Origin of the sequence: Allobosea thiooxidans, from assembly GCF_900168195.1 — a bacterium.
Classification (GTDB): Bacteria; Pseudomonadota; Alphaproteobacteria; order Rhizobiales; family Beijerinckiaceae; genus Allobosea; species Allobosea thiooxidans.
This window is the reverse complement of sequence record NZ_FUYX01000002.1, coordinates 539534-565248: the sequence shown is the minus strand read 5'-3', so window position 1 is coordinate 565248 and position 25715 is coordinate 539534. Positions and strand designations below refer to the sequence as shown.

General features: G+C 68.9%; 20 protein-coding genes. 9 read left to right on the top strand and 11 right to left on the bottom strand.

Going from position 1 to position 25715, the window contains the following annotated elements; all coding sequences use genetic code 11:
- Window positions 1–14 precede the first annotated feature (14 nt).
- From B5Y19_RS05720 to B5Y19_RS05710, 3 genes are all read left to right on the top strand, one after another.
- Window positions 15–788 carry a hypothetical protein gene (locus tag B5Y19_RS05720; RefSeq protein WP_055730860.1) on the top strand — a complete coding sequence of 258 codons (774 nt, stop codon included), beginning with the start codon at window positions 15–17 and terminating at the stop codon, window positions 786–788.
- Window positions 789–846: 58 nt separating this feature from the next.
- Entirely contained in the window at window positions 847–2271 is a 1425-nt protein-coding gene (locus B5Y19_RS05715) for a M48 family metalloprotease (RefSeq protein ID WP_411914139.1), read from the top strand.
- Between the two features lie 88 nt (window positions 2272–2359).
- Window positions 2360–3229 carry a dienelactone hydrolase family protein gene (locus B5Y19_RS05710; protein WP_055730861.1) on the top strand — a complete coding sequence of 290 codons (870 nt, stop codon included), beginning with the start codon at window positions 2360–2362 and terminating at the stop codon, window positions 3227–3229.
- A 411-nt stretch (window positions 3230–3640) separates the two neighbouring features.
- Here B5Y19_RS05710 and B5Y19_RS05705 read toward each other — a convergent pair whose 3' ends face one another.
- The 6 genes from B5Y19_RS05705 to B5Y19_RS05680 all read right to left on the bottom strand — a co-directional run bounded on the left by B5Y19_RS05705 (window position 3641) and on the right by B5Y19_RS05680 (window position 10913).
- A complete protein-coding gene (locus B5Y19_RS05705) occupies window positions 3641–4240 on the bottom strand; it encodes a CarD family transcriptional regulator (RefSeq protein ID WP_055730862.1) in 600 nt (199 codons plus the stop codon).
- Between the two features lie 378 nt (window positions 4241–4618).
- The gene (gene fdxA, locus B5Y19_RS05700; protein ID WP_055730863.1) at window positions 4619–4954 is read right to left on the bottom strand and encodes a ferredoxin FdxA; all 336 of its coding nucleotides are present in this window, start codon (window positions 4952–4954) and stop codon (window positions 4619–4621) included.
- 165 nt (window positions 4955–5119) lie between these two features.
- On the bottom strand, window positions 5120–5431 hold the full coding sequence (locus B5Y19_RS05695) for an RNA-binding S4 domain-containing protein (RefSeq protein WP_055730864.1): 312 nt from the start codon (window positions 5429–5431) through the stop codon (window positions 5120–5122).
- Window positions 5432–5455: 24 nt separating this feature from the next.
- Complete coding sequence (locus B5Y19_RS05690) at window positions 5456–8791, bottom strand: helicase-related protein (RefSeq protein WP_079591203.1); 3336 nt, start codon at window positions 8789–8791, stop codon at window positions 5456–5458.
- Between the two features lie 412 nt (window positions 8792–9203).
- Window positions 9204–9641, bottom strand: coding sequence for a MerR family transcriptional regulator (locus tag B5Y19_RS05685; RefSeq protein ID WP_176168576.1), 438 nt, complete (start codon window positions 9639–9641; stop codon window positions 9204–9206).
- A gap of 297 nt (window positions 9642–9938) precedes the next feature.
- A complete protein-coding gene (locus B5Y19_RS05680) occupies window positions 9939–10913 on the bottom strand; it encodes a KpsF/GutQ family sugar-phosphate isomerase (protein ID WP_055730790.1) in 975 nt (324 codons plus the stop codon).
- Between the two features lie 148 nt (window positions 10914–11061).
- Between B5Y19_RS05680 and B5Y19_RS05675 the strand changes: the two genes are divergently transcribed.
- Window positions 11062–12597, top strand: coding sequence for an outer membrane beta-barrel protein (locus B5Y19_RS05675; protein ID WP_055730791.1), 1536 nt, complete (start codon window positions 11062–11064; stop codon window positions 12595–12597).
- Between the two features lie 176 nt (window positions 12598–12773).
- Here B5Y19_RS05675 and B5Y19_RS05670 read toward each other — a convergent pair whose 3' ends face one another.
- Window positions 12774–14612 carry a M3 family oligoendopeptidase gene (locus B5Y19_RS05670; RefSeq protein ID WP_079591202.1) on the bottom strand — a complete coding sequence of 613 codons (1839 nt, stop codon included), beginning with the start codon at window positions 14610–14612 and terminating at the stop codon, window positions 12774–12776.
- Window positions 14613–14810: 198 nt separating this feature from the next.
- Here B5Y19_RS05670 and B5Y19_RS05665 point away from each other — a divergent pair, with 198 nt between their 5' ends.
- From B5Y19_RS05665 to B5Y19_RS05655, 3 genes are all read left to right on the top strand, one after another.
- Window positions 14811–16307: a sigma-54-dependent transcriptional regulator gene (locus B5Y19_RS05665; RefSeq protein WP_079591201.1), complete on the top strand. Its 1497-nt coding sequence runs from the start codon at window positions 14811–14813 to the stop codon at window positions 16305–16307.
- A 187-nt stretch (window positions 16308–16494) separates the two neighbouring features.
- Complete coding sequence (locus B5Y19_RS05660; protein ID WP_139384270.1) at window positions 16495–18375, top strand: L,D-transpeptidase family protein; 1881 nt, start codon at window positions 16495–16497, stop codon at window positions 18373–18375.
- Window positions 18376–18610: 235 nt separating this feature from the next.
- Complete coding sequence (locus tag B5Y19_RS05655) at window positions 18611–20314, top strand: peptidoglycan L,D-endopeptidase MepK (protein WP_079591235.1); 1704 nt, start codon at window positions 18611–18613, stop codon at window positions 20312–20314.
- Between the two features lie 206 nt (window positions 20315–20520).
- Here the strand turns inward: B5Y19_RS05655 and B5Y19_RS05650 are convergent, their stop codons facing one another.
- Both B5Y19_RS05650 and B5Y19_RS05645 read right to left on the bottom strand, forming a co-directional pair.
- Window positions 20521–21129 carry a glutathione S-transferase family protein gene (locus tag B5Y19_RS05650; protein ID WP_176168571.1) on the bottom strand — a complete coding sequence of 203 codons (609 nt, stop codon included), beginning with the start codon at window positions 21127–21129 and terminating at the stop codon, window positions 20521–20523.
- Between the two features lie 78 nt (window positions 21130–21207).
- Window positions 21208–22200 carry a LysR family transcriptional regulator gene (locus B5Y19_RS05645; protein ID WP_079591199.1) on the bottom strand — a complete coding sequence of 331 codons (993 nt, stop codon included), beginning with the start codon at window positions 22198–22200 and terminating at the stop codon, window positions 21208–21210.
- A 113-nt stretch (window positions 22201–22313) separates the two neighbouring features.
- Between B5Y19_RS05645 and B5Y19_RS05640 the strand changes: the two genes are divergently transcribed.
- Window positions 22314–22919, top strand: a complete 606-nt coding sequence (locus B5Y19_RS05640) for an FMN-dependent NADH-azoreductase (RefSeq protein ID WP_055726802.1) — start codon at window positions 22314–22316, stop codon at window positions 22917–22919.
- A gap of 143 nt (window positions 22920–23062) precedes the next feature.
- On the opposite strand, the gene B5Y19_RS05635 is transcribed toward B5Y19_RS05640, so the two are convergent.
- Together B5Y19_RS05635 and B5Y19_RS05630 are read right to left on the bottom strand one after the other, a co-directional pair.
- Complete coding sequence (locus B5Y19_RS05635) at window positions 23063–23581, bottom strand: GNAT family N-acetyltransferase (RefSeq protein WP_055726816.1); 519 nt, start codon at window positions 23579–23581, stop codon at window positions 23063–23065.
- Window positions 23582–23644: 63 nt separating this feature from the next.
- Window positions 23645–24796: an acyl-CoA dehydrogenase family protein gene (locus tag B5Y19_RS05630; RefSeq protein ID WP_055726801.1), complete on the bottom strand. Its 1152-nt coding sequence runs from the start codon at window positions 24794–24796 to the stop codon at window positions 23645–23647.
- 205 nt (window positions 24797–25001) lie between these two features.
- Between B5Y19_RS05630 and B5Y19_RS05625 the strand changes: the two genes are divergently transcribed.
- The gene (locus tag B5Y19_RS05625) at window positions 25002–25604 is read left to right on the top strand and encodes a TetR/AcrR family transcriptional regulator (RefSeq protein ID WP_055726800.1); all 603 of its coding nucleotides are present in this window, start codon (window positions 25002–25004) and stop codon (window positions 25602–25604) included.
- The last annotated feature ends 111 nt before the right edge of the window (window positions 25605–25715 follow it).

The following is a 25715-nucleotide window of genomic DNA, read 5'->3' as shown; positions in this document are numbered from 1 at the left end:
GTAGCATAATCGCGATGCGGGTGAAGTCCCTTCTTGTCCTCGTCGCCTTCGCGATCCTTCCCGCCCTGCCCGGGCGGGCCGGTGCGGACTGTCCCGGCCCCGCCGTGGAAACTACCCCTGCCAGGCTCGCACGCATCGACGCTGCCGGCGATCTCGTCCTCGCCGACGGGCGGACTATCCGCCTGCTCGGCCTCGCCCCACGCCAGGACGCCGAGGAAGCCGCGCGCTTCGCCGCCGGGCTGCAACCGTTTCTCGGCAGTGCGCTGGAACTGGAGCTGCGCGGCGAGCAGGACCGCTGGGGTCGCTTTCCGGCGCGTCTCTTCATCCCACCCGAGGCTTCCGGCGGAGATCGGCGGGAGCTGGCCCAGTTGCTCGGTCGCAGCGGCGCTGCCCTGCCGCTGCCGGAACCGGGCTTGCAGCCCTGCCCGCCCGGCGCAGCCGCCGTTCACACATCGGTAACGAACCGCCGTCAAGCTGTCCCGCCGTCGGCCGTCGACGGCCATGATCTCGCCGCCGTCAAGGCGCAGGAGGGGCGCTACGTCATGCTGGAAGGTCGGATCGCCTCGGTCGGCGAGCGCGCCCAGCGGACCTATCTGAACTTCTCGCGCCGCCCGAAGGAGGCCGCTTCGATCGTCATCCCGCGCCGCTTGTGGCGGGAATTGCAGAGCGCCGGCTGGACCGCGGGCAGCCTGGGCGGTAAACGCCTGCGCGCCTATGGTATTCTTTCCGGGCGCGATGGCCTCCTGCTGGAGGCCGGATCACGGGCGGCGCTGGAACTGATCGACTGAGGACATGCTGGAATCCTGGCGAGGATCGCTTTCGCGACATTCGAAGCGGCTGGCGGCGGTGCTGTTGCCGGGCCTCCTGCTCGTCGGTTGTCTCGGCGAGCAGAGCCCGCTGCTGCCCGCCGGCACCAGCGACGAGATCGCGCCCCGCATCGGCACGGCCCAGCGCGCGACCGATCAGGAGCATCAGCGCCTCCTCGCCGCTTTCGGCGGCGAGTACCGGGCGCCCCGCGCCCGCGCCGCGCTGGACGAGGTGGTGCAGCGCCTGGCGAAGGCCGGGGACGGCCAGATCGGCCATTACGAGATCACCATCCTGAACTCGCCCGTGGTCAATGCCTTCGCCCTGCCCAACGGCCGGCTCTATGTCACGCGCGGCCTGCTCGTCCTCGCCAACGACACCTCCGAGATCGCATCGGTGCTGGCGCATGAGATCGCCCATGTCACCGCCCGGCACGCGGTCGAGCGCGCCGAGAAGGAGGCCGAATCCGCCCTGGTCTCCCAGGTCGTCTCGCAGGTCCTGAAGGACCCCTCGCGGGGCGCGGCGGTGCGCGCCGGCTCGAAGCTCTCGCTGGCCCGCTTCTCGCGCCAGCAGGAGCTCACGGCCGACCAGATCAGCGTGCGCAACATCGCCCGCGCCGGCTACGACCCCTATGGCGCCAGCCGCTTCCTCGCCACCCTCGGCCGCAACACCGCCTTCCGCAACAGCGGCCAGAACCAGAGCGCCGACGACAAGCGCCTCGACATTCTCTCCAGCCATCCGCAGACGCCGGAGCGCATCGCCGCCGTCACCGCCGCCGCCCGCCAGATCGCCGCCCCCGGCATTGGCGAGCGCGATTCCGGCCGCTGGCTCAACGCCATCGAGGGACTGCCCTATGGCGAGGACCCGCGCGACGGCGTCGTGCGCGGCCGGCGCTATCTCAACAGCACGCTGCGCATCGCCTTCGCCGCGCCCGAGGGCTTCAGCCTCGAGGCCGCGCAGGACATGGTCATCGGCGTCAGCGCCAACGGCGCCCAGGCGCTGCGCTTCGATTCCGTCACGCTCAAGGCCGGGCAGACGCTCGAATCCTATGTCGCGGCGGGCTGGATCGAAGGGGTCGAGACCACCGGGATCGAGAAGGTCGAGATCGGCGGTCAGCCGGCGGTGATCGCCCACGGCAAGGGCACCGACTGGACCTTCCGCCTCGCCGCCGTGCAGGTCGGCGAGCGCGTCTATCGCTTCATCCTCGCCGCCCGCGGCACCAGCGATCCGGAGCGGCCGATGCGCAGCATCGTGGACAGCTTCCGCACCCTCTCCCCGGCGGAAGCGCAGTCTGTCCGGCCGATGCAGATCCGGCTGGTGGCCGCCCAGGCCGACGACACGATCGCGAGCATGGCCGAGCGCATGCCGGAGCAGGACCGGCCGGGCGAGCTCTTCCAGCTGCTGAACGGGCTCGACCGCAACGCTGCGCTGACGCCCGGCCAGCGCTACAAGGTCGTCGCCGAATAGCCTTCACAAGGCTGCGAGACCGGGCCCTGCTCCCCTGCGTTCGGCGAATAGCCCGCTATGATCCGCCCCAATCACAGGGGAGGCAGGAATGGCGCTCGATCGCAGGATCGTCGAACTCTACGACGAATACACGCATAAGCCGCTCGACCGGCGGATCTTCATGAACCGCCTGCTCGCGATCGCGGGCTCCGCGGCGGCAGCGGAGGCGGCGCTCGCGCTGCTCGAGCCGAACTATGCCAGCGCCCAGCAGATCGCGCCGGACGATGCCCGCATCGCGGCCTCGCGGCTCGACACCACGATCGATGGTGTCGCGCTCAAGGGCTATCTCGTCACGCCGAAGGCCGGGGCAAAACGCGGCGGCGTCCTCGTCATCCACGAGAACCGCGGCCTCAACCCGCATATCGAGGACATCACCCGCCGCATGGCGCTGGAGGGCTTCACGGCGCTCGGCCTCGATTTCCTCAATCCGCTCGGCGGCACGCCGAACGATCCCGACGCGGCCCGCGCCCTCTTCCCGAAGCTTTCGACCGAGACCGTGGTGGCGCAGGGCCGCGCCGCCCTGAAATATCTCGCCTCCCGGCCGGATGCGAACGGCAAGGTCGGCGCCGTCGGCTTCTGCTGGGGCGGCGGCGCCGTCAACGACCTCGCCGTCTCCGCCCCCGAGCTCGCCGCCGGCGTCGTGTTCTACGGACGCTCGCCCGATCTCGCCAAGGTGCCGCAGATCAAGGCGCGGCTCCTGATCCAGCAGGCCTCGCGCGATGCGCGCCTCGTCCAGATGCTGCCGGACTACGAGAAGGCGCTGAAGGCCGCCGGCGCCCAGTACGAGGCGATCGTCTACCCCGATGTCGACCATGCCTTCATGAACGACACCAGCGCCGAGCGCTACAACGCCGCCGCCGCAAAGCAGGCCTGGGCGCGGACGGTCGCCTTCCTCAAGGCCGGAACCGGCACGGCTTAGAGCACGCAGTGCTTTCACGGAACCGCCTGCGTCATTCCGGGGCGGACCGAAGGTCCGAGCCCGGAACCCAGAACCGATGTCCTTCGACGGGCGAGCCACGGCCTTTGGCTTTTTCGATCAGCGGCGTCGATTCTGGGTTCCGGGCTCTTCGCTGCGCGAATCCCCGGAATGACGCGGTGGTTCCGCGCAAAATCAGCGGAATCCAGATCGCCGCGCGTCCTGTCGGACGCAATAAAGGTGATCCATGCCGGGGCTCTTTCGAAGCAGGTTCGGCCAGGGATCCCGGCTCTCCGCTTCGCTCCGGCCGGGATGATCCTCATGCCCCGTCAAGGGCCTCGGAGCCCTGCCCTGGCCAACAAAAAACCCGGCGGTCGCCCGCCGGGTTTCGCAAAGCTGGATGGAAGGCGCCGCTCAGGCGGCCTCTTCCTGCAGATCCTCGTTGTCGTTCTCGATATCCGCGTCGGCATCGGCCGCTTCGGCCTTGCCGGCGCGGCGCGGCGACTTGGCGAGCTGGCCCTCGATCTTCTTGAGCGCCTCGGTCTCGGTGATGTCGTCGACCACCGCGATCTCACGGGTCATCCGGTCGAGCGCGGCCTCGTAGAGCTGGCGCTCGGAATAGGACTGCTCGGGCTGCGCCTCGGAGCGGTAGAGGTCGCGCACCACCTCGGCGATGGCGACGAGATCGCCCGAATTGATCTTCGCTTCGTATTCCTGCGCGCGGCGCGACCACATGGTGCGCTTGATGCGGGCGCGACCGGTGAGCGTGGTCAGCGCCTTGGCGACGGATTCGCCGTCCGCAAGCTTGCGCAGGCCGACGCTGGCGGCCTTCGCGGTGGGGACGCGCAGCGTCATCTTGTCCTTGGAGAAGCTGACCACGAACAGTTCGAGCTTGAAGCCTGCGACTTCCTGTTCCTCGATCGCCGTGATCTGGCCGACGCCATGGGACGGGTAGACGACGTACTCGCCCGTCTTGAAACCCTGGCGCACAACAGCTTTCTTCGCAGTGGACATGCCGTTACGACTCCTGACCGGCCCGCTCGACGCGAGCGCGAAATGATCCGTCTCCGTCCGGGTGGCCGGAGACTTTCCGCCTGACGCGACGCTTCGAAGAGGCACCGCTTCACGCTCCCGCAGTCGATTGTTTCATTGGCCCGCTAACGAGACGACAATCGAAACCCGGCAATTCGCGCCGGCCATTTCGTTGTGCTGGGTCTCTGGGGGCGCTCCATTTGTAGGAATCGCGCAGGAGCATGCGGAACGAATTCGACTAGGGCTAGCTTGTAACACAAAAAACACGCCGAATCAAAGGTAAACGCCCAAAGGCGTCCCCCCGCCCCGGCATGGCGAAGTCGTGGTAAATGCAGCGCGAAGGGTATGAGCGGGGTAAGATCAGTCTCCCTCACCCGGCTCCGGCGAGAACATCTCGAGCTTGCCAGGCGTGCCGTCGAACTCCTTTGCGTCCGCCGGCGGCTCCTTCTTCTGGGTGATGTTGGGCCAGCTCGCCGCGTACTTGCCGTTGAGCTGCAGCCAGCTCTCGAGGCCGGGCTCGGTATCCGGCTTGATCGCCTCGGCCGGGCACTCCGGCTCGCAGACGCCGCAGTCGATGCACTCGTCGGGGTGGATGACGAGCATGTTCTCGCCTTCATAGAAGCAGTCGACCGGGCAGACCTCGACGCAATCCATGTACTTGCACTTGATGCAGTTCTCGGTGACCACATAGGTCATGGGTCGGCCCTTCCAACGCTTCTAAACAGCCCCATAAACCCTTGCCCCGCGCAGGTTTCAAGGCCGTTTTCGTGATCTTCGGCAGAACGATTTTTCATTCGGGAGGCACCGTGGAGACGATTCCGCCCCAGCCCGCTTTCGGTGCCCCTCGATGACGGCGCGGATTTAATCCGCGCTCTCCGGCTTCGCAAGCGACGCATCGCCGCTGCCGCCCTCGTCGAGCCGCTCATAGAGCTGCCGCGCGCTTTCGAAAGGCCCCCGCCGCTCGGCAAAGCCCAGGACCCTGACGACCATGGTGGCGTGCGGCAGGGCGAGCGTCAGCACGGCCCCGACCCGAATGCCCTGCGCCGGGTTCTCGGCGCGGCGCCCCTCGATTCGGACATGACCGTCCTCCACCAGGCGCACGGCGGCAGGCCGCGTCCGCGCGAAGCGCGCGAACCAGAGCCATTTGTCGAGGCGTTGGCGATGCTCCTGCAAGCGGTCAGCGCCTCCTGCGGCCGTTCAGTTCTTGCCGCCTTCGAGCTGCGCCTTGAGCGCGGCGAGCTTGGCGAAGGGCGAATCCGGATCCGGCTCGCGATTGGCCGGGCGCGGGCGCTGCGGTTGCTGGAAACGCTCGCCCCCACGCTCCTCGCGCCGCGGGCCGCCTGGGCGGCCGTCGCGCTTGAAGTCGGGCCGCGGGCCGCGGCCGCCCTCCGGGCGCCCCTGTCGCGGCTGCTGGTCATCACGGCGCGGCCGCTCGTCATGGCGCGGCCGCTCTTGCCGCTGGCCCTGGGCGCCCTCGCCTTCGGCGCGCGCAGCCGCCGGGCGCTGCTGGCCGGGACGCTGATCGCGGCGCTCGCCGCCGGGGCGGCCGTCGCGCTGCGGCCGTTCGCCGCGGCGCTGGTCGCCGTCGCGGCGGCCGCGCTGGCCATGCTCCGGCCGACGCCCGCCCTGATGGCGATGCGGCCGCCAGACCTCGATCAGTTCCGGCTCGGCCGGTGCGGCTTCCGCAGGCGCCTCGCTCGGCTCCACCGTCTCGGCCGTCGCCGGCAGGGCAACGAGCGCATCGGCAGGAACCGGCTCGCGCGCCTGGTCCAGCTCGGTTTCGGTCAGGATCGGGGTATCGGCGGTCTCGACGGCAGCCGCCTCGACGGCCGGGGTCTCGCCTTCCGCCAGCGCATCCTCGTTCAGCACAGCGGCGGGCTCGCTTGCCCCCTCGCTGCCGGCGGGAGCCTCGACGGCTTCGCCTTCGGCCGGCGCGGCAGCCGTCTCGCCAGCGGCGGCGATCTCCGTTCCCTGCTCCGCGGCGGCCTCGGCCGCAACGGGCTGCGCCGGTTCGGTCGCGGCTGGCGGCGGCGCCAGCGGCACGGTGATCGCAGGGCCGGGACGCTTCACCGAGACATAGCCGAGCGAGCGCAGGATCGAGGCGAAATCCTCGCCGGCGCAACCGACGAGCGAGGTCATCGCGCCAGTGGCGACGAAGCCGTCCTGGTCGGCGGCGCCCGCAGGCGGCACGCCCTGCGTCACGCCGGGGCGATAGGCGATGGCCGGGCGAATCAGATCGGCGAGGCGCTCGAGGATGTCGACGCGCACGGCCCGCTCGCCGCAGACGCGGTAGCCTGCCGCCCGGTAGAGCCCCTTCGGCACGGCCTTGTCGACCGGGAAGGAGGTCCGGCCGGAAGCCGCGAGATGGGCGATGTCGTCGAGCCCGGCCGTCTCCGGCCCGCCATGCTTCAGCGCCCAGAGCTGGGCGGCGAGCGCACGCGGCGCCGGCTTCAGCAGCGCCGGCATGTAGATGTGGAAGGCACCGAAGCGGATCCCGAGCTGGCGCAGCGCGGCGCGGCCCTCCTGGTCGAGCGCCTTCATCTCCTCGCCGACCTTGGCGCGCTCGAGCACGCCGAGCGCCTCGGCCGCCTGATAGGCGATGCCGCGCGCGATGCCGGTGACGTTCTCGGCCGCTTCCAGAATCTGGATCGCGCCGAGCAGGCGCGTGACGTGGTTCTTGAGCCAGAGATTGAGGCGGGCCTCGACCTGCTCCCGCGCCGGGCCGGCCAGATGCTCCTCGACCAGCAGACGCAGCCGCGGCTCCAGCACCTTCTCGCCGGCCGTCAGGCGCGCCACCGGCTCGCCGGTCCAGCGCACCAGCCCGTCATGGGACAGCACGAAGGCATCGTCGCCCGCCAGCACGACGCGCGCCGCCCGCGACTCGATCTCGGAGCCGAGCGCCTTCATCGCCGCCAGGTTGAGGGCCTTGACCTCTGACCCGCCCGCCTTGGGGTCCGCCGTGAAGCGGAAGCCCTGCAGCATCCCTACATGCTGGCCCTCGACGAGCACGTCGCCCGTCGCGGTGACCTCAGCCTCCAACATCGCATTCTCCCGCAAGCGGCGCATCAGCACGCTGGTGCGCCGATCGACAAATCGGTGGGCCAGACGTTCGTGCAAAGCATCCGACAGCTTGTCCTCTACAAGACGAGCCATGCCCTGCCAATGCTCAGGATCAGGCAACCAGTCAGGTCTGTTCGCAACATAGGTCCAGGTCCTGACCTGCGCGATCCGGGCCGAGAGCGTATCGATCTCGCCATCGGTCCGGTCGAGCGAGGCCAACTGGGTCGCATACCAGTCGGCATCGAGCCGGTCATGGCGCATCAGCCTGAGATAGAGCGTCGTCGCCAGATCGGCATGCTGCATCGGCGAGATCTTGCGGTAATCGGGCAGGCCGCAGACCTCCCAGAGCCGCTCCACTGCCGTGCGGCCCTTGGCCAGCGCCGCGACGTCGGGGTCCCGCGCCAGCACCTCCAGCGTCGTCATGTCCTCGGCGATCAGCGCCCGCGTCAGCCCCTGCTCGGAAGGCTGGATGTTGAGCGTATCAAGGAGGCCGGCGATCGAGCGCAGATCGAGATCGGAATTGCGCCACTGCATCTGCCTGATCGGCTCGAAGCGGTGATTCTCGATCGCCTCGACCAGTTCGGCATCGAAGGGCGGGCAGCGCCCGCTGGTGCCGAAGGTGCCGTCGCGCAGATGCCGGCCGGCGCGGCCGGCAATCTGGCCGAACTCGGCCGGGCTGAGCTGGCGGTAGTGATGCCCGTCGAACTTCTTGTCGGCCGCGAAGGCGATGTGATTGACGTCGAGATTGAGCCCCATGCCGATCGCGTCGGTGGCGACGAGGTAGTCGACATCGCCGGACTGATAGATCTCGACCTGGGCGTTGCGCGTGCGTGGCGAAAGCGCCCCCAGTACCACCGCCGCCCCGCCCTTCTGGCGGCGGATCAGCTCGGCGATGGCGTAGACCTCCTCCACCGAGAAGGCGACGATGGCCGAGCGCGGCGGCAGCCTGGTGATCTTGCGGTCGCCGGCGAAGGTCAGGTTCGAGAGCCGCGGACGGGTGACGATGTTCACGCCCGGCATCAGCTGCTCGACCAGCGGCCGTATCGTCGCCGCGCCGATCAGCATCGTCTCGGCCCGGCCGCGCCGGTTGAGCAGCCGGTCGGTGAAGACATGGCCGCGATCGAGATCGGCGGCGAGCTGGATCTCGTCGATCGCGACGAAATCCACCGCGAGGTCGCGCGGCATCGCCTCGACCGTGCAGACCCAGAAGCGCGGCCGCTCCGGCTTGATCTTCTCCTCGCCTGTGACGAGGGCGACGGCCTCCGGCCCGACCTTGTCGACCACGCGCTGATAGACCTCGCGCGCGAGCAGCCGGAGCGGCAGGCCGATCATCCCGGTCGGATGGGCGACCATGCGCTCGATGGCGAGATGGGTCTTGCCGGTGTTGGTCGGGCCGAGCACCGCGGTGACGCCGTTGGCGCGGGCGGCGGGGGGCAACGAGCGAAAGAGCTGCAAGGCGATGGAGCCGATCATCTCGCCCGCCCGAGGCGGGCGGGAGCGTGGACTGGAATCAGGGACGGGTCTGGCGAGAACGAGTCTGGAACGAAGCGAGGCCGAATCGCTGACTCAGGGAGAATCGGGGTTTGTTCCCCTCGCCGGCCATGGAGCCTGCCGACACACGCAATACCGGCATCGACCGCCCTCTTGCCAACCCGAAAACTGGACGGTGCGAAGCCGTCCGGCACAGACCCTATTTAAGCCTTTCCGGCGCGGAAACGAGAGGCAATCGACATGAGCTCCTCTCGATAGGAGGTGCGTGGTCACCGGACAAGCGGCAAAGCCGCGCCGATCCGGGATCCATGCCGGAGCGTTTCCGACGGAGGCTCCGGCATGGATCCCGGGTCAAGCCCGGGATGACAACGCCCTTTCGCGGCTGATCGGAGGTTCAAATCGGCCGGAACACCTCAGTGATGGGCATGGTCGCACTGCCGTGGTCGGCGAGCGCCTCGATGATCGCGCAATCGCAGGCCGCGACGCCGCCCGAGCAGGTCGTGGCGATCCGTTCCAGCTCCTTCTCCAGCGAGCGCAGCCGGGCGATCTTGTCGCGGACCTCGTCGAGATGCGCGACCGAGATCGCATGCGCCTCGTCGCAGGCGATGCCGGGCGTGTCCGACAACCTCAGAAGCGCGCGGATGGCATCGACGGCGAAGCCGAGATCGCGCGCATGCTTGATGAAGGCGAGCCGCTCCGCATGGCGCCGGCTGTAGCGGCGCTGGTTGCCCTCGGAGCGCTCCGGCGGCGGCAGAAGCCCGACCTGCTCGTAATAGCGGATCGTCTCGACCTTGACGCCGGTGCGCTCGGCGAGCGCCCCGATCGGCATCACGCGCTCAAGTCGCGTCGTCGCAGCCATAACTGGCCTCCAAAGCTGTAGTGACTAAAGCTTCAGATAGGTCGACAGACGCCACTGACAAGAGCGGTCCCACACCATCGCTCCGGGGCAGCCCATCGCAGGAGCCACGAACACGGGATTCCCGTCATGGTCGGGCTTGTCCCGACCATCCACGTCTTGCCTTATCGAGAGCGGTGTTCGAGACGTGGATGCTCGCCACAAGGGCGAGCAGGACGTCGAGGGCGTCGTTTCCGGGCGGAGCGAAGCAGATCCCGAGCGTGACGGCCGGAGTTACGCCACGCCCAGCGACAGCAGGTCGTGGACATGGACCAGCCCCACCGGCCGCTCCTTGCCATCGACCACGATCAGCGCCGTGATCCGGCTGCGATTGACCAGCTCCAGCGCCTCGACCGCGAGCGTGTCGAGGCCGACCCGGCGCGGATCGGCCGTCATCAGGTCCCGCGCCCTGAGCGAGGCGCCGCCGCCCATCGTCGCCTTGCGGCGCAGATCGCCATCGGTGACGACCCCGGCGAGCTTGCCGTCGAGATCCATCACGACGGCGCAGCCGAAGCCCCTGGCCGAGATCATCGCGACCACGTCCGGTAGCAGCGTGTCGAGCCCGATCAGCGGCAGCTCGGCACCGCGATGCATGATGCTCTCGACCGTCTTCAGCTGCGCGCCGAGCTTGCCGCCCGGGTGATAGACGAAGAAGTCCTGTCGCGAGAAGCCGCGCGCCTCGAGCAGCGCCACAGCGAGCGCGTCGCCGAGCGCGATCTGCATCGTCGTCGAGGTCGTCGGCGCGAGCCCGTTGGGGCAGGCTTCCGTCGCCTTGGGCAGGACGAGCGCGATGTCCGCCTCCCGGCCGAGCGTGCTCTCGGCATTGGCGGTGATGGCGATCAGCCCGACGCGGAAGCGGCGGGTATAGCCGACGAGCGCGGCGAGCTCGGCCGCCTCGCCCGACCAGGACAGCGCGATCACCACATCCTCCGGCTGCACCATGCCGAGATCGCCATGGCTCGCCTCGGCCGGGTGGACGAAATGGGCGGGCGTGCCGGTCGAGGCCAGGGTCGCCGTGAGCTTGCGCCCGACATGGCCGGACTTGCCCATCCCCGAGACGATCACCCGCCCGCTCGCGCCGCGGATCATGGCGACGGCGTCGGCGAAAGGTTGGCCCAGGCCATCGGCGAGCGCGGCGTGGAGCGCGTCGAGCCCGGCGCGCTCGGTGGCGATGGTGCGAAGGGCGGAAGCGCGGATGTCGTCGGTCATGGCGGGCGCTGTAGCACGGCGCCTCGGGCCATTTCCACCACCGGCCGAGAGGCCCGGCCCGCGTTGACGCCTCCTTAACCCTGTTCGTTCTAACTCCGTTAACCATGCGCGCCCTTCGCGCGCATTCGCCTGGAGCCTTGCTAGCCTCGTGTCCGGTCGTACGACCATCCTGCTTCTGTCCGGCACCGCCCTGGCCGGATTCGCGCTCGGCTGCTCGACGGCTGCGGCGCAGCAGGAACGCGCCTTGAGGACCGGCACGCCGGCCTATATCGCGCAGCCGCCAGAGCCACCCGCGCCACCGCTGACCCCGGCCACCCCGGAGCCGCAGGCCCTTCGCGACCCCAGCTCCCTGGTGCAAGGCCAGCCATCCGCCATTTCCGCCCGCACGCCGCCGCGCGCGAGCCAGCCGGTGCAGGCCCCCGCCCTGCGCGGCGTGACCCAGCGCCAGTTCCGGCAGCCGCCGCCGGCCGTGGCGACACTGCCACCTCCGCCTCCGCCTCCGCCCCCACCGCCTCCGCCCCGCCGCCGTGCGGCCGCGGAAGAAGACCCTTACGCTGCGCTCGGCGTGCGCGTCGGCTCGGTGACGCTTCGCCCGGGCTTCACCAACTCGATCGGCTACGACACCAATCCGCAGCGCAGTTCGGCGGCGGGCGTGAAAGGCTCGCCCTTCGCCCGCTACGAGGGCGATCTCGACATCCAGTCCGACTGGAACGTGCATCAGCTCAGCGGCCGGCTGCGCGGCGGCTATTCCCAGTATTTCAGGGAGAGCGAGGCCTCGCGGCCGGATGGCGAAGGCAATCTCGACCTGCGCCTCGATGCGACGCGCGACACGCGCATCCTGCTCGAATCGCGCCTGCGGCTCGACACGCAGCGCCCCGGCTCGCCCGACCTGACCTCCGCCGTCCAGGGGCGCCCGCAGATCTGGCAATATGGCGGCTCGGCCGGGGTCACCCATGACCTCAACCGGCTGCAGCTGACCCTGCGCGGCTCGGTCGACCGCAGCGACTACGAAGATGCCCGCCTCTCCAACGGCGCCATCCTCTCGCAGAAGGACCGCAACCAGACGCAGTACGGCCTGCGCCTGCGCGCCGCCTACGAGGTCACGCCCGGCTTCAAGCCCTTCGTCCAGGCCGACATCGACCAGCGCGAATTCGATGAGAAAGTCGATTCGAGCGGCTATATGCGCTCCTCAAACGGCCTCAGCGGGCGCATCGGCTCGACCTTCGAGATCAGCCGCCTGCTCACCGGCGAGGTCTCGGGCGGCTACCAGAACCGCAACTACGAGGACAACCGCCTGAAGAATCTGCGCGGCTTCGTCGGCGATGCAGCCGTGCTCTGGACGCCGACGCCACTGACCACCGTGACCCTGCGTGGCACGGCCGAGCTCGGCGACACGACGATCGCCGGTTCCTCCGGCACCACGGTGCGCCGGGCGACGCTGGAGGTCGCGCATGCCCTGCGCCGCAACCTCACCGTGACCGGCTTCACCACCTTCGGCCGCACCGACTATGAGGGCCAGAACCTGCGCGAGGACCTGATGAATATCGGCGCGCGGCTCGAATACCGGCTGACGCGGACCTTCGCGATCCGCGCCAGCTTCACCCATGAGCGCCTGACCTCGACGCAGATCGGCGACGACTACACCGCCAATGTCGCGCAGGTGGGCCTGAGGGTGCAGTTCTAGGGCTTCAGCCGTGCCACATGGTCATCCCGGGCGCAGCGAAACGAAGACCCGGGATCCATGCCTGAACCTTCATCGGAAGGAGTTCCGGCATGGACCCCGGATCGGCGCCGCTCACGCGGCTTGCCCGGGATGACCTCCGCTTTGCTGGAAAAGAGGGTCGGAAGCGTCGCCCCGCCTCACTCCATCCCTTCGAGCTCGACGATCATGCCCTCGATCATCCGAAGGCCGATCTGCCAGAAGCCGGGGTCCTTGGCATCGAGGCCGAAGGGGGCGAGCAATTCGGAATAGGGCTTGCTGCCGCCGGCCGAGAGCAGCGCGAAATAGCGCTCCTGGAAGCCCTCGGCCGCGTTCTGGTAGACGCCGTAGAGCGAGTTCACCAGGCAGTCGCCGAAGGCATAGGCATAGACATAGAAGGGCGAGTGGATGAAGTGCGGGATATAGCACCAATAGGGCTCGTATCCCGCCGTCAGCCGGATCGCCGGCCCGAGGCTCTCCTCCTGCACACCCATCCAGAGCTCGCAGAGCGCCTCCGGAGTCAGTTCGCCCTCGCGGCGGGCCTCATGCACCCGGCGCTCGAAGCTGTAGAAGGCGATCTGGCGCACGACCGTGTTGATCATGTCCTCGACCTTGGCGGCCAGCATCGCCTTGCGCTGCTTCGGGTCGGAGGTCGAATCGAGCAGCTTGCGGAAGGTCAGCATCTCGCCGAAGACACTCGCCGTCTCGGCCAGCGTCAGCGGCGTCGGCGCCATCAGCGCCCCGTTCGGCGCCGCCAGCACCTGATGCACGCCATGGCCGAGCTCATGCGCCAGCGTCATCACGTCGCGCGGCTTGCCCTGGTAGTTCAGCAGCACATAGGGGTGCGCTGACGGCACGGTGGGATGCGCGAAGGCACCCGGCGCCTTGCCGGGACGCGGCGGGGCGTCGATCCAGCGTTCGTCGAAGAAACGCTGCGCGATCGCCGCCATCTTCGGCGAGAAGGCATCATAGGCCGAGAGCACCGTCTCGCGCGCCTCGGCCCAGGGGATGGTGCGCTGCTCGACCTGCGGCAGCGGCGCGTTGCGGTCCCAGAAATCGAGCGCATCGCGGCCGAACCACTTGGCCTTCAGGCGATAATAGCGGTGCGACAGGCGCGGATAGGCCTCGCGCACCGCCGCCACCAGCGCATCGACGACCTCGCGCTCGACCCGGTTGGCGAGATGGCGCGAATCCGCGACGTCCTCGAACTTGCGCCAGCGGTCGGAGATCTCCTTGTCCTTGGCCAGCGTATTGGTGATCAGCGCGAAGGTGCGCAGCTCCTTGCGGAAGACCGCGCTCAGCGCCTCGGCCGCCTTGCGGCGCACCTCGCCGTCGCTGTCCTGCAGCTTGTTGAGCGTGAGTTCGAGCGTCAGCTCCTCGCCGTCGACCATGAAGCGCAGCGAGGCGATGGTCTCGTCGAAGAGCCGGTTCCAGGCGGCCGCGCCCGTCATCGACTTCTCGTGGAACAAGGCCTCGATCCGGTCGTCGAGCTGGTGCGGCTTGTCCTTGGCGAGATCGTCGAGCCAGGGCTTCCAATGCGAGAGCGGCGCCTGGCTCGCGACCTTCGCCAGCACGTCAGGCTCGACCCGGTTCAGTTCCAGCTCGAAGAACAGAAGCTCGGTGATCGCGGCGTTCAGCTTGTCCTGCGTGTCGCCATAGAACTTGGCGCGCTGCGGGTCGGTGGTGTCGCCGGAATAGACCAGGCCGGCATAGGCGCCGATCCGCCCGAGCAGGTCGCTCAGGCTCTCATAGGCCCGAATCGCCTCGGCCAGGGTCTCGCTGCCGTCGGGCGCAGCGGCGAGCGCAGCGAGCTTGCCGCGATAGCGGCCGGCCAGGGCCTGCGCCAGCTCGAGGACTCCGTCGAGATCGGCCTTGAACTGCGGCGAGTCCATGCCGGGATAGAGATGGCTCAGATCCCATTCCGGCAGGTCGCCCAATGCCGGCGCGGGCTTGGCGGCCGCAACGGAGCCGGACCGCAGGATCGTCTGGTGGAAACGCATTCGCTCGGTCCCTCGCCGCCGTGACATGAACCCTTCCATAGGCCGGCAGGCCGCCTGCGATCAACGCCGGCGCGTCCCGGGCCGGCCGGCAGGGCTTAAACCCCGCTTAACCCTTCTCGCCGAGGATGCCCCAGAACGGAACAGCCGATTCCCTCGGCAGAGCGCAATTCTTTCATATTGTCTTGTCCTCGAGGTGCCATGACCGCCACCGTCCTCGTCGTCGATGACGATCCCGTGCAGCGCCGCCTGCTGGACGCGATGCTGAAGCGCTTCGGCTACGATGTGGTCGTGGTCGAGGATGGCAGGGCGGCAGTCGCCCTGGTCGGCGCTCCGGAGGGCGAGCGCATCGACGCGATCGTGCTCGACCTCACCATGCCCGGCCTCGACGGCATGGGCGTGCTCGCCAATCTGCGCGAGCGCGGCATCGAGATCCCCGTCATCGTCCAGACCGCCAATGGCTCGATCGAAACCGTCGTGGCGGCGATGCGCGCCGGCGCCTCCGACTTCGTGGTCAAGCCCGTCGGCGCCGAGCGCCTGCAGGTCTCGCTCAAAAACGCCCTCAAGCTCGGCGCGCTCGAGCACGAGCTGCGCCACATCAAGCGCCGCGCCGCCAACACGCTCGGCTTCCGCGACCTCGCCACCAAGAGCCCCGACATGGCGCGCGTCGTCCGCCTCTCCGAGCGGGCGGCGAAGTCGAACATCCCGATCCTGATCGAGGGCGAATCCGGCGTCGGCAAAGAGGTTCTGGCGCGCGCGATCCAGGGCTCCAGCGACCGCAAGGGCAAGCCCTTCGTCACGGTCAATTGCGGCGCGATCCCGCATAACCTCGTCGAATCGATCCTGTTCGGCCATGAGAAGGGCGCCTTCACCGGCGCCACCGAGCGTCATCTCGGTAAGTTCGTCGAGGCCAATGGCGGCACCCTCTTCCTCGACGAGGGCGGCGAGCTGCCGCTCGACGCCCAGGTCAAGCTCTTGCGCGCCATTCAGGAGAGCGAGGTCGACCCCGTCGGCGGCAAGAAATCGGTGCGCGTCGACATCCGCATCATCTCCGCCACCAACAAGAGCCTGCTGGACCAGGTGAAGCGCGGCGAGTTCCGCGAGGATCTCTACTACCGCCTCAACGTCTTCCCGATCACGCTGCCGCCGCTGCGCCAGCGCCGCGAGGACATCGCCGATCTCGCCCGCGGCTTCCTCGCCCGCTTCGCGGCCGAGGAAGGCCGCAAGCTGAGCGGCATCAGCGCCGAGGCCGTCGCGCTGATCGGCAGCTACGACTGGCCGGGCAATGTCCGCCAGCTCGAGAACGCCGTATTCCGCGCCGTCGTCCTCGCCGATGGCGACGAGCTCGGCGTCGCCGAGTTCCCGCAGATCGCCGCCCAGATGGAGGGCTTCGACGTGCGCATCCCGCCAGCCCCGCCGCCGCTCGCCCGCTCCGAGGTTTCCGGCGAGCCGCCGCCGCGGATCATCCACATGCCGGTGCGCGACCCCAACGCGCTCGAACTCGTCGCTGGCTCCGACATGCGCAAGCTCGACGAGCTCGAACGCGAGATCATCACCTTCGCGCTCGCGCATTATCGCGGCCACATGTCCGAGGTCTCGCGCAAGCTCGGCATCGGCCGCTCGACGCTCTATCGCAAGCTCAAGGACTACGGGCTGATCGAGAGCGAGGCGAACGCCGACGAAACCGACGCGGCCTGAGCCGCGACCAAGGATTCGGACTCGCTCTCGCCTGCGGGTCCTGCTTCGAATGCGTCGGCCTGTTGCGCCGCCGCATCTTGTCTCAACCCACCGAGTCACGCAGGAATGGCGCGATTCGGCAGTGATCGGGAATGCGACTATGCGTCGTCGCCAATGGGCGAAACTGACCTCGGCATCCGCCCTGGCCATGATTCTGGGATGTGCTCCGCTCAGCGCCGAAACCCCGGTCCAGACCGACCCCACGCTCGGCATTCCCCTGCCGCAGCAGCCCGAACTGCGGCTGACGGACGTCGCGCAGCCGGCTGCTCCGCAAGCCGAGGCCGAGGCGACACAGGCGCAGACCGCTCAAGAGCCGGAGATCGTCACCGGCACGGTCTCTGCCGGCAACCGCCTGCGCGACCCCGCCAAGCTCGACGCCACCGCCCCGCTGGAGGCGGAGGAGGAGCCGGTCACGCTCGACATCCCGGAGATCGAGATGCCGGCGCCCGACCCGGCGCTGACCCCGGCCGCCAAAACGGCCCCCGAGCCGGCCGAACCGCCGGCGACCCAGCCGCAGGGCCCGCTGCGCAGCGTCGAGCTTCTCGTGCCCCTGCCGGAGATGCCGAAGCTCGTCATCACCGTCCCGCCGGGCCTGGAATTCGCCGGCGCGGTGGCCGAGCAGCTCCAGGACGCGGTCGCGCTGCAGCGCCTGCCCGAGCGCGAGCGCAACGAGATCATCGCCGCCTACCAGGCCAATGAGAACAAGCCCTTCTGGATCGACGGCAAGGGCTGGAACGAGGCCGGCAAGCGCATCGTCGCGCAGCTCGGCCGCGCCGGCGAGGACGGGCTGCGCCCGGGCGACTATCCCCTCCCCGCCTTCGAGGCGAGCGACAAGGCCAGGCTCGCCGAGGCCGATATCCGCCTCTCGGCGCTCGCCGTGCTCTATGCCCGCGACGCCCGCGGCGGCCGCATCGACCCGCGCCGGCTCTCGAAGCTGATCACGCCGACCCTCTATTTGCCCTCGGCGACCGAGGTACTGTCCGAGCTCGCGGGCGCGCGCGACGCCGGCGCCGTGCTCGCCGCCTACAACCCGCCGCATGAAGGCTACCGGCGCCTCAAGGCCAAGCTCGCGGAGATGCGCGAGCATCTCGACGATACGCCGCTGGTGCGTATCCCGGCCGGCCCGCCGCTCAAGCTCGGCATGCGCGACGAGCGCGTGCCGCTGGTCCGTGCGCGCCTCGGCCTCGGCCCGAGCCAGGAGCCGGTCTTCGACCGCTCGACCTCGCTGGCGCTGGCCGACTTCCAGAAGCGGGCAGGGCTGCCGGCCAACGGCATCCTGAGCGAGCGCACGCTGGCGGCGCTGGGCAAGCCGGCTTCCGCCCGCGGCGAAGAGGACATCGCCGCCCAGATGGAGCGCTGGCGCTGGCTGCCGCCGGATCTCGGCACCGACCACATCATGGTCAACGTGCCGGAGATGCGCGTGCGCGTGGTCCGCTCGGGCAAGGTGGTGCACGAGGCCCGCACCATCATCGGCAAGCCGGAATCGGCGACACCCATCTTCTCGCACAAGATGGACCATGTCGTCGTCAACCCGTCCTGGTACGTGCCGCCTTCGATCCTCAAGAAGGAGTTCCTGCCGGGGCTCGCGGCCGATCCGAACTACGCGGCCAAGCGCGGCTATGTCGTCACCCGCACCAAGAGCGGCGGCATCTCGGTGCGCCAGCCGCCGGGCGAGCGCAACGCGCTCGGCTGGATCAAGTTCATGTTCCCGAACGAGCATGCGGTCTATCTGCACGACACGCCGAATCGCCGGCTCTTCACCGGCGAGCGGCGGGCGCTGAGCCATGGCTGCGTGCGCGTCGAGAACCCCTTCGCGCTGGCCGACCAGGTGCTCGGCCCGGAATGGACGCATGAGCGGCTGAAGCGGCTGATCGGCTCGGGCGAGCGCCGGATCAACCTGCCGCAGCCCCTGTCGATCCACCTCGTCTACAACACGATCGTGGTCGGCGCGGATGGTCATGTCAGCCGGTTCGATGATGTCTATGGTTTCCACAGGCTGGTCCGGCAGGCCCTGGAACAACGTGGCTGAATTGAGCCCGTCGTAAGGCGGGCTCCTTTTTGCCATGATCCGTCTTTAGCCAGCTTGTCCCAGGAATTTCTGGCGGGGCGATTGCCGGCGCGCTAACGAGTCGTTAACGCTTCTCCGCAACTGTTCGTTCACGTTCATCGCGCCGCTTCGGCGGGGGCACCGAGACGGGTCAGACAGATTGGGCAGGATCAACGCCAAGCTCGCGGGATGGGTGCCGTCCGGCTCGAAGCCTGCGATGCGACACGTCGTGACCCTGGGTCTGGCCTGCCTCGCCTTGGTGCTGACGGTCCGCGGCACGGACAAGGCCGCCGCCTTCGGTGACACCCGCACCATCACCATCCGGCACATGCATACGAAGGAAGAGACGACCGTCACCTTCAAGCGTGACGGCCGCTACGATTCCGCCGGGCTGGAAAAGCTGAACTGGGCCTTGCGCGACTGGCGCACCGACGAGCCGACCCGCATGGATCCGCGGCTCTTCGACGTGATCTGGGAGGTGCAGCGCCTGCTCGGCTCCGAGCAGCCCTTCCACGTCGTCTCCTCCTACCGCGCGCCCGGCACCAACGCGATGCTGCGCCGCCGCTCCCGCGCCGTCGCCAAGCACAGCCAGCACATGCTCGGCAAGGCGATGGATTTCTACCTGCCCGACGTGCCGACCGCCCGCATCCGCGAGATCGGCATGCGCCTGCAGCGCGGCGGCGTCGGCTTCTACCCGAACGCCCACACTCCCTTCGTCCATCTCGATGTCGGCTCCGTCCGCTCCTGGCCGCGCATGACGCGCGACCAGCTCGTGCGCCTCTTCCCCGACGAGAAGACCGTGCACCTGCCGGCAGACGGACGTCCGCTCGGCGGCTACGAGCTCGCCAAGGCCGAGATCCTGTCCGGCGGCGGCGCCGTCGCCGGCTATGCCGCGGCCGATCTGGACGAGGGCGCCGTCATCGCCTCCGGCCGCAAGAGCCTCTGGGCCTCGCTGTTCGGCGGCGACGACGAGGAAGCCGATGCGCGGCCGACCCGTGGCCGGCGCAGCGCGCCGAAGGCGCCGCCGCCTGTCATGGCCTATGCCGGGGACGGCAACTCCGCCGATGGCGGGCGCTTCGCCGTCGCCCTCGCACCGGCCCCCGAGCCGACCACCAGCGCTCTGGTGCGCGAGCGTTCCGAGCGCCTGGCTCCGCAGCCGGCAGCCCCGGTTCCGGCGCCCGCCGCCGAGCCGACGCCGCCCCCGGCCGCAGCCCGGGACATCCGGCCGCAATTGATCGATGCGCCGCTGCCGCTCGCGCGTCCGCGCGGCCTCTCCGCGCCCGGCGACGACCAGGCGCCGGTGCAGGTCGCGGCTCTGCCCGCTGCCGCCGGCGCGCTCGCCTTCGCGCCGCAGCCGGGCTCCGACGCCCGCCTCGTCCTCGCCTCGCTGCCGCCGCGGCGCCCGGGCGAGATGGCGGGTGCCCCGTCCGAGACCATCCTGGCCGGCCAGCCGGTCAGCGCCCCGCTGCCGCCGCTCAGGCCGACGGCGCTGGCCGATGCCGCCATCGCCTCGCTGCGCGGCAGCAATCCGGCCGAGAGCCCCGCCGCGCAGGCCGCCGAAGGGCGCCTCGTCACGGCGGCGCTGCCGCCCGCCCGTCCGCGCGAGGGCGGCGTCAGCTTCGCCACCGCGACCCAGCGCTCCACGCCGGTCGCCGCGGAGCCGGAAGAAGCCCTGCCGATGGACCGCTCGGGCCTGAACTCGCTCTTCGCCACCGTCTCGCGCACCGGCGTCACCACCGGCAAGCCCGTTAATGTCGCCACGGCCCGGACCAAGGCCACGGGCCCCTCGGCCGCGCCGATCGCCGGCCCGAGCCCGGCCGCCGCGCTCGGCTTCAGCCATGCCGAGCCCGTCGACGCCAAGCCCGGCTCCTTCTCGGGCCCGGCCGTGCGCCCGCTGCCGACCAACTTCGTCCAGAACTGAGCCGTCAGGCGCACGCCACGCGCGGGCTCGACCCGGCCATCACGTGGCGTGGAGCCTTGAACATTGCTTTCAACTCGCGATTCTCACCGTCATTGCGAGGAGCGAAGCGACGAAGCAATCCATGGGGACGTAGAGCTCTGCCACCCCCGGATTACTTCGCTCGCAATGACGCTTCCGTCGGATAGGAAGCCGTTCAGGGTGGCTCGCTATTCCCGGTCGATCGGCCAGGCCTTGAACACGTCCAGCGCCTCGCAGGCCCGCGCCTGCTCCGCCAGCGCCGGCCAGCGCTCCTCCGGCACGAATTCCGGGATCACGAAGCGGCAGAAGCCCCAGGCGATCGCCGCGGCGATGTCGCTCGGCAGCAGCTCCGGCCCGGCAGTCAGCTCGCCCTCTCTGGCGGCGGCATCGAGCAGGTCGAGCGCCGTATGCAGCTGAGCGGCGATGCGCTCCTGCCAGGGGGCATAACGCTGCGCCTCAGGCCGCTTGCGCTCGTATTCGATCGAGACCGCTTTATCGGCGGCAACGATGCCGATGCCGGTGAGCGCCAGGTCGCGACGGCGGGCCACGCCCTCGATCGGGCGCAGCGAACGGCCGGCGACATCCTCGAAATGCTGGATGATCAACAGCGATTCGCTGATGGCGATGCCGTCGTCGGTGACCAGCGTCGGCGCCTTGATCAGCGGATTGATCGCGCGGAACTCTTCCATGTGGCGGAAGACAGAAACGGAGCGGTGCTCGAACGGCACCTCCAGCAGGGTGCCCGTAATGGCCGCCCGGCGGACATAGGGGCTATCGAGCATTCCGACGAGCAGCATCGCATCCTCCATCTGGGCGCTAGCGAAGAATGTCGGAAACCGCGCCGGGAACCACGCGAATTCGGGTGATGCCGCAGATCACGCGGCGTGATGCGCGCGCCTGGCGACGGGCGTCAGCTGGCTGCTCATCGGCTCGTCCAGCCTCAGGCCCCGCTGATGCGCCTCCATCTGGCAGGGATCCCAGTAGGGCGTCCCGCCGAAGCGCGTGACCAGGAGATCGATCAGCACCCTGACCTTGCCGGGGACATAGGCCCCTGGCGGGCGCACGACATAGAGTGCCCGCGTCGGCATCGGATAGTCGAGCAGGATCGGCTCGACCGCACCGGACCGGATGGCGTCGGAGGCGATGAAGGTCGGCAGCACGGCAAGCCCGAGTCCCGCCACGGCCCAGGACAGGAGCGTATCGCCGCTGTCGGAGCGCATCCGTCCCGGGGGCCGGACCGTGATCCAGCGCTTGCCGGTCCGGAATACCCAGTCCTGGTCATTGGTGCCGCTATAGAGCAGGCAGTCATGGTCGTTGAGGTCGGCCGGAATGGTCGGGCACCCGCGTCGCTCGAAATAGGCCGGGCTGCCGACCACGGTGGCATGGACCGGCGCGATGCGCCGGGCGATCAGGCTCGAATCCTTGAGCGAGCCGATCCGGATGGCGGCGTCGAAGCGTTCGCCGATCAGGTCGACATAGCGGTCGCTCGCCTGCACATCGATCTCGAGCCGCGGATAGAGCTCCGCCAGCTCGCCGAGCAACGGCGCGACATGGCGATTGCCGAAGGTCAGCGGCATGGCGAGGCGCAACCGCCCGGCGACGCCGCCCGCCCGCTGCGCCACGGCCTCGCGCGCCTCCTCGAGCTCGGCCAGGATGCGCTCGCTGCGCGCCTTGAACTCGAGCCCGGCCTCGGTGGCGCTGACGCCGCGCGTCGTGCGGCTGAGCAGGCGCGTGCCGAGTTCCTCCTCGAGCCGGCTCACCCGGCGGCTGACGATCGACTTCGCCAGGCCGAGGCTCTGCGCCGCCCGGCCGAAGCCGCCCGCCTCGACCACGGCAATGAAGCTCCGGATATCGTCCAACTCGGCCATGAGTGTTCCTCAAGGTGCAACAGCTTGGTGCCGATTATGCGAATTCTGGTGCGATCCGTGAACCACTATCTTCCGGGCCATCGAAATCACTCCTGCCGATAGGAAGTTTCACCATGGCCACCGTCCTCGTCCTCAACAGCAGCGCCTCGGGCGCCGACTCGGTCTCCAGGCAGCTGGTGCAGTCGACGGTCTCGCGGCTGCGCAGCCAGAATCCCGGCCTGCACGTCGTCGAGCGCGATCTCGACACCGCTCCGGTTCCGCATCTGAACGCCGAGACGACCGCGGCCGTCCGCGCCGGCATCAACGGGACGCCGGCACAGCGCGACGCGCTCGCCCTCTCCAACGCGCTGGTCGAGGAGCTGAAGGCCGCCGACACCATCGTCATCGGCGCGCCGATGTACAATTTCGGCATCCCCTCGACGCTGAAGAGCTGGTTCGACTACGTGCTGCGCGCCGGCATCACCTTCAGCTACAGCGAGGCTGGCCCCGAGGGCCTGCTCAAGAACAAGCGCGCCATCGTCGTCGAGAGCCGCGGCGGCCTCTACAGCAGCGGCCCGGCCCAGGTGATGGATTCGCAGGAGCCGCATCTGCGCACCATGCTCGGCTTCGCCGGCATCACCGACGTGACCTTCATCCGTGCCGAAAAGCTGGGCTACGGCCCCGAGGCGCGCGAGGAGGCGATCCGCAACGCCAACGCCGAGCTCGCTTTGGTGGCCTGAACCGCCTCCGGCCATGAACAGCCCCGCGCCGGGAACCGGTGCGGGGCTTTTTTATTGAGCGAAAGAAACCAGGGCGCCCTGCGTCGTGACGGCCTGAGATCGGTGAGGAACAGCCGCCGGCGACGAAGGCGGCAGGTGGGGCCCTATCGATGGTCCTGCTTCGTGAGCCGATATGACTTCATGGGCACGCCGCCATGGATAATATCGCCCATGCATCTCATGCCGATCTTCTCGGCAATACGATGCGAAGCCACGTTCCGGGCGTCGATGTCGGCCACGATCTCCGGCAAGCCGACCCCCTCGAAGGCATGGGCGACGAAAGGCTGGGCGGCTTCCGTTCCATATCCCTGCCCCCAGGCCGACCGGTTCAGGCGCCAGCCGATTTCCACCCTGGGCCCCAGACCATCATAAGGAATCAGCAGAACCCAACCCAGAAAGCGGGATTTGGCGTCTCGCCCAAAGATCGACCAGTAGCCCAGCCCTTTCCCGAAATCGGCCTGGATTCGCTCGCGGAGAAAAGCCTCGTGCTTCGAAGCATCGTTCCACGGACCAGCGATGTATTTGACCACATCCGGGTCACGATCCATCGCCAGGCACGCATCGAAATCGGCCATCGTTCGCGGCCGGAGAGATAGGCGAGCTGTCTCGAACGTAGGAAGCATTCCGAACGCTAACGCCACCGCCGGGCCTTGCAAAGGGCGCGAGCCCTCGCTCGGCAATGGCGCCTATGCCAGCTCCCTGATCATGTTCCGGGCGATGACGATCTGCTGGATCTGGGAGGTGCCCTCGTAGATCCGGAACAGGCGGGCATCGCGATAGAACCTCTCGATGCCGAATTCGCTCATGTAGCCGACGCCGCCATGGATCTGCACGGCCCGATCGGCGACACGCCCGACCATCTCGCTGGCGAAGAGCTTGCAGCACGCCGCATCGGTCGAGACAGTCTCGCCGCGATCCTTGCCGCGCGCGGTCTCCAGGACCATGCAACGGGCTGCAAAGGCCTCGGTCCGGCTGTCCGCCAGCATCGCCTGGACGAGTTGGAACTCCGCGATCGGCTGCCCGAACTGCTTTCGCTCGACGGCATAGCGCAGGCTGTCATCGATCAGGCGCTCGGCCATCGCGACGCAGATCGCCGAGATATGCAGCCTGCCCCGGTCCAGCACCTTCATCGCCGTCTTGAAGCCCTGCCCTTCCTTGCCGCCGAGCAGCGAAGCGGCGGGCACGCGGCAATCCGAGAAGATGACATCCGAGGTATGCGAGCCCTTCTGCCCCATCTTCTGGTCGATCGGCCCCAGCGACAGACCGGGCGTACCGGCCTCGACGAGGAAGGCCGAGACGCCGCCGGCGCCGGGCTGATCGGGGTCGGTCCTGGCGAAGACCGTGAAGACCCCGGCATGGGGGGCGTTGGTGATGAAGCGCTTGGTGCCGTTCAGCACATAGCCGCCATCGACGCGCCTGGCGGTGGTCTTGAGCGACGCCGCGTCCGACCCCGCCTCGGGCTCGGTCAGCGCGAAGGAGCTGATCAGTTCTCCCGAGGCGAGCCGCGGCAGATAGCGCGCCTTCTGCTCCGGGGTTCCGTCGATGATCAGCCCCTGGGAGCCGATGCCGTTATTTGTTCCGATCAGCGACCGGAAGGCCGGCGAGGTCTTGCCCAGCTCGAAGGCGACGAGGACCTCCTCCTCCATGCTCAGGCCGAGCCCGCCATACTCCTCCGGGATCGACAGGCCGAACAGGCCCATTTCGGCGATTTCCCGCCGGATCTCCGCCGGAATCGCATCCTCGGCGGCGACCTGATGTTCGAGAGGCTTCAAGCGCTCCCGGACATAGCGGGCCACCGTATCCAGGAGGCCCCGCATGGTCTCGCGGTCCAAAGCCATCGCTCGTCGCCTCCGCTTCGGCCCGGACAGGCCTTCTTGACAGTTGGAATGATTTATATACCGTTCGGCCGGTAAGTAAATGCCGTCGCCAGCCGACAGGCCGCGGGCTGCCGGCGCGGCGCCGCGGATGCGCCTCACCTGCCGCGCTTGACGTCGCGCCGACACGCCGATTGAAGCGCGGCATCTCAAACCGCGGACGGGTCCGATGCAACCGAAGCGCCAAGGTCGTCCGCCCACCCTCGAGAACGCCCGCGAGCGCATCCTGGACGACGCCGCCAACCTCTTCGCGCGCGAGGGCTATGACGGAACCTCGCTCGGAGACCTCGCCGTTTCCGTGGGCGTCACCAAGGCGGCGATCTACCACTACTTCCCGAACAAGAAGGAGATCTACGAGGGCATCATCGTGCGGACACTCGACGGTCTCCTGCGGGAAGTCTCCGCCGCCACCGCCGAGGCCAAGGCCCCGGAAGACGCGCTGCGGCGGTTCATGACGGCCCATGCCGACTATTTCGAGGAGCACTACAATGGCTTCCTCGCCATGCTCGTCGGCTATGGCGGCATGCAGAACGTGGTGATGCTCGCGGAGGCTCAGCAGCTTCGCGACGACTATGAAAATCTTCTCCGGACCATCCTGTCCGATGGAACCGAGGCCGGGCAGTTCCGTGATGTGGATGTCCAGCTCACCAGCCGCGCCGTGCTGTCGATGCTCAACTGGATGGCCCGCTGGTTCAAGCCAGGCAAGGGGCGCCGCGCGTCCTCATTCGCCCAGGACTATTGCGACCTCATCCTCGGCGGCCTTCGGGCCTAGCCGAGGGCAACCGCGGGGATATCTCGCGCGTTTCCCGGCTGCAGAAAACGACAGGCCCGGCTGGCGGTCTCGGCCGCCTGCGCCGGATTGGCGATCCGCATGGCCCGCCGC

What these genes read in the sequence shown, in the direction of transcription:
- B5Y19_RS05720 (WP_055730860.1), top strand. Translation starts at nt 15, where the DNA reads ATGCGGGTGAAGTCCCTTCTTGTCCTCGTCGCCTTCGCGATCCTTCCC.
- B5Y19_RS05710 (WP_055730861.1), top strand. Translation starts at nt 2,360, where the DNA reads ATGGCGCTCGATCGCAGGATCGTCGAACTCTACGACGAATACACGCAT.
- B5Y19_RS05705 (WP_055730862.1), bottom strand. Translation starts at nt 4,240, where the DNA reads ATGTCCACTGCGAAGAAAGCTGTTGTGCGCCAGGGTTTCAAGACGGGC.
- fdxA (WP_055730863.1), bottom strand. Translation starts at nt 4,954, where the DNA reads ATGACCTATGTGGTCACCGAGAACTGCATCAAGTGCAAGTACATGGAT.
- B5Y19_RS05690 (WP_079591203.1), bottom strand. Translation starts at nt 8,791, where the DNA reads ATGATCGGCTCCATCGCCTTGCAGCTCTTTCGCTCGTTGCCCCCCGCC.
- B5Y19_RS05680 (WP_055730790.1), bottom strand. Translation starts at nt 10,913, where the DNA reads ATGACCGACGACATCCGCGCTTCCGCCCTTCGCACCATCGCCACCGAG.
- B5Y19_RS05670 (WP_079591202.1), bottom strand. Translation starts at nt 14,612, where the DNA reads ATGCGTTTCCACCAGACGATCCTGCGGTCCGGCTCCGTTGCGGCCGCC.
- B5Y19_RS05665 (WP_079591201.1), top strand. Translation starts at nt 14,811, where the DNA reads ATGACCGCCACCGTCCTCGTCGTCGATGACGATCCCGTGCAGCGCCGC.
- B5Y19_RS05660 (WP_139384270.1), top strand. Translation starts at nt 16,495, where the DNA reads ATGATTCTGGGATGTGCTCCGCTCAGCGCCGAAACCCCGGTCCAGACC.
- B5Y19_RS05655 (WP_079591235.1), top strand. Translation starts at nt 18,611, where the DNA reads ATGCGACACGTCGTGACCCTGGGTCTGGCCTGCCTCGCCTTGGTGCTG.
- B5Y19_RS05650 (WP_176168571.1), bottom strand. Translation starts at nt 21,129, where the DNA reads ATGCTGCTCGTCGGAATGCTCGATAGCCCCTATGTCCGCCGGGCGGCC.
- B5Y19_RS05645 (WP_079591199.1), bottom strand. Translation starts at nt 22,200, where the DNA reads ATGGCCGAGTTGGACGATATCCGGAGCTTCATTGCCGTGGTCGAGGCG.
- B5Y19_RS05640 (WP_055726802.1), top strand. Translation starts at nt 22,314, where the DNA reads ATGGCCACCGTCCTCGTCCTCAACAGCAGCGCCTCGGGCGCCGACTCG.
- B5Y19_RS05635 (WP_055726816.1), bottom strand. Translation starts at nt 23,581, where the DNA reads ATGCTTCCTACGTTCGAGACAGCTCGCCTATCTCTCCGGCCGCGAACG.
- B5Y19_RS05630 (WP_055726801.1), bottom strand. Translation starts at nt 24,796, where the DNA reads ATGGCTTTGGACCGCGAGACCATGCGGGGCCTCCTGGATACGGTGGCC.
- B5Y19_RS05625 (WP_055726800.1), top strand. Translation starts at nt 25,002, where the DNA reads ATGCAACCGAAGCGCCAAGGTCGTCCGCCCACCCTCGAGAACGCCCGC.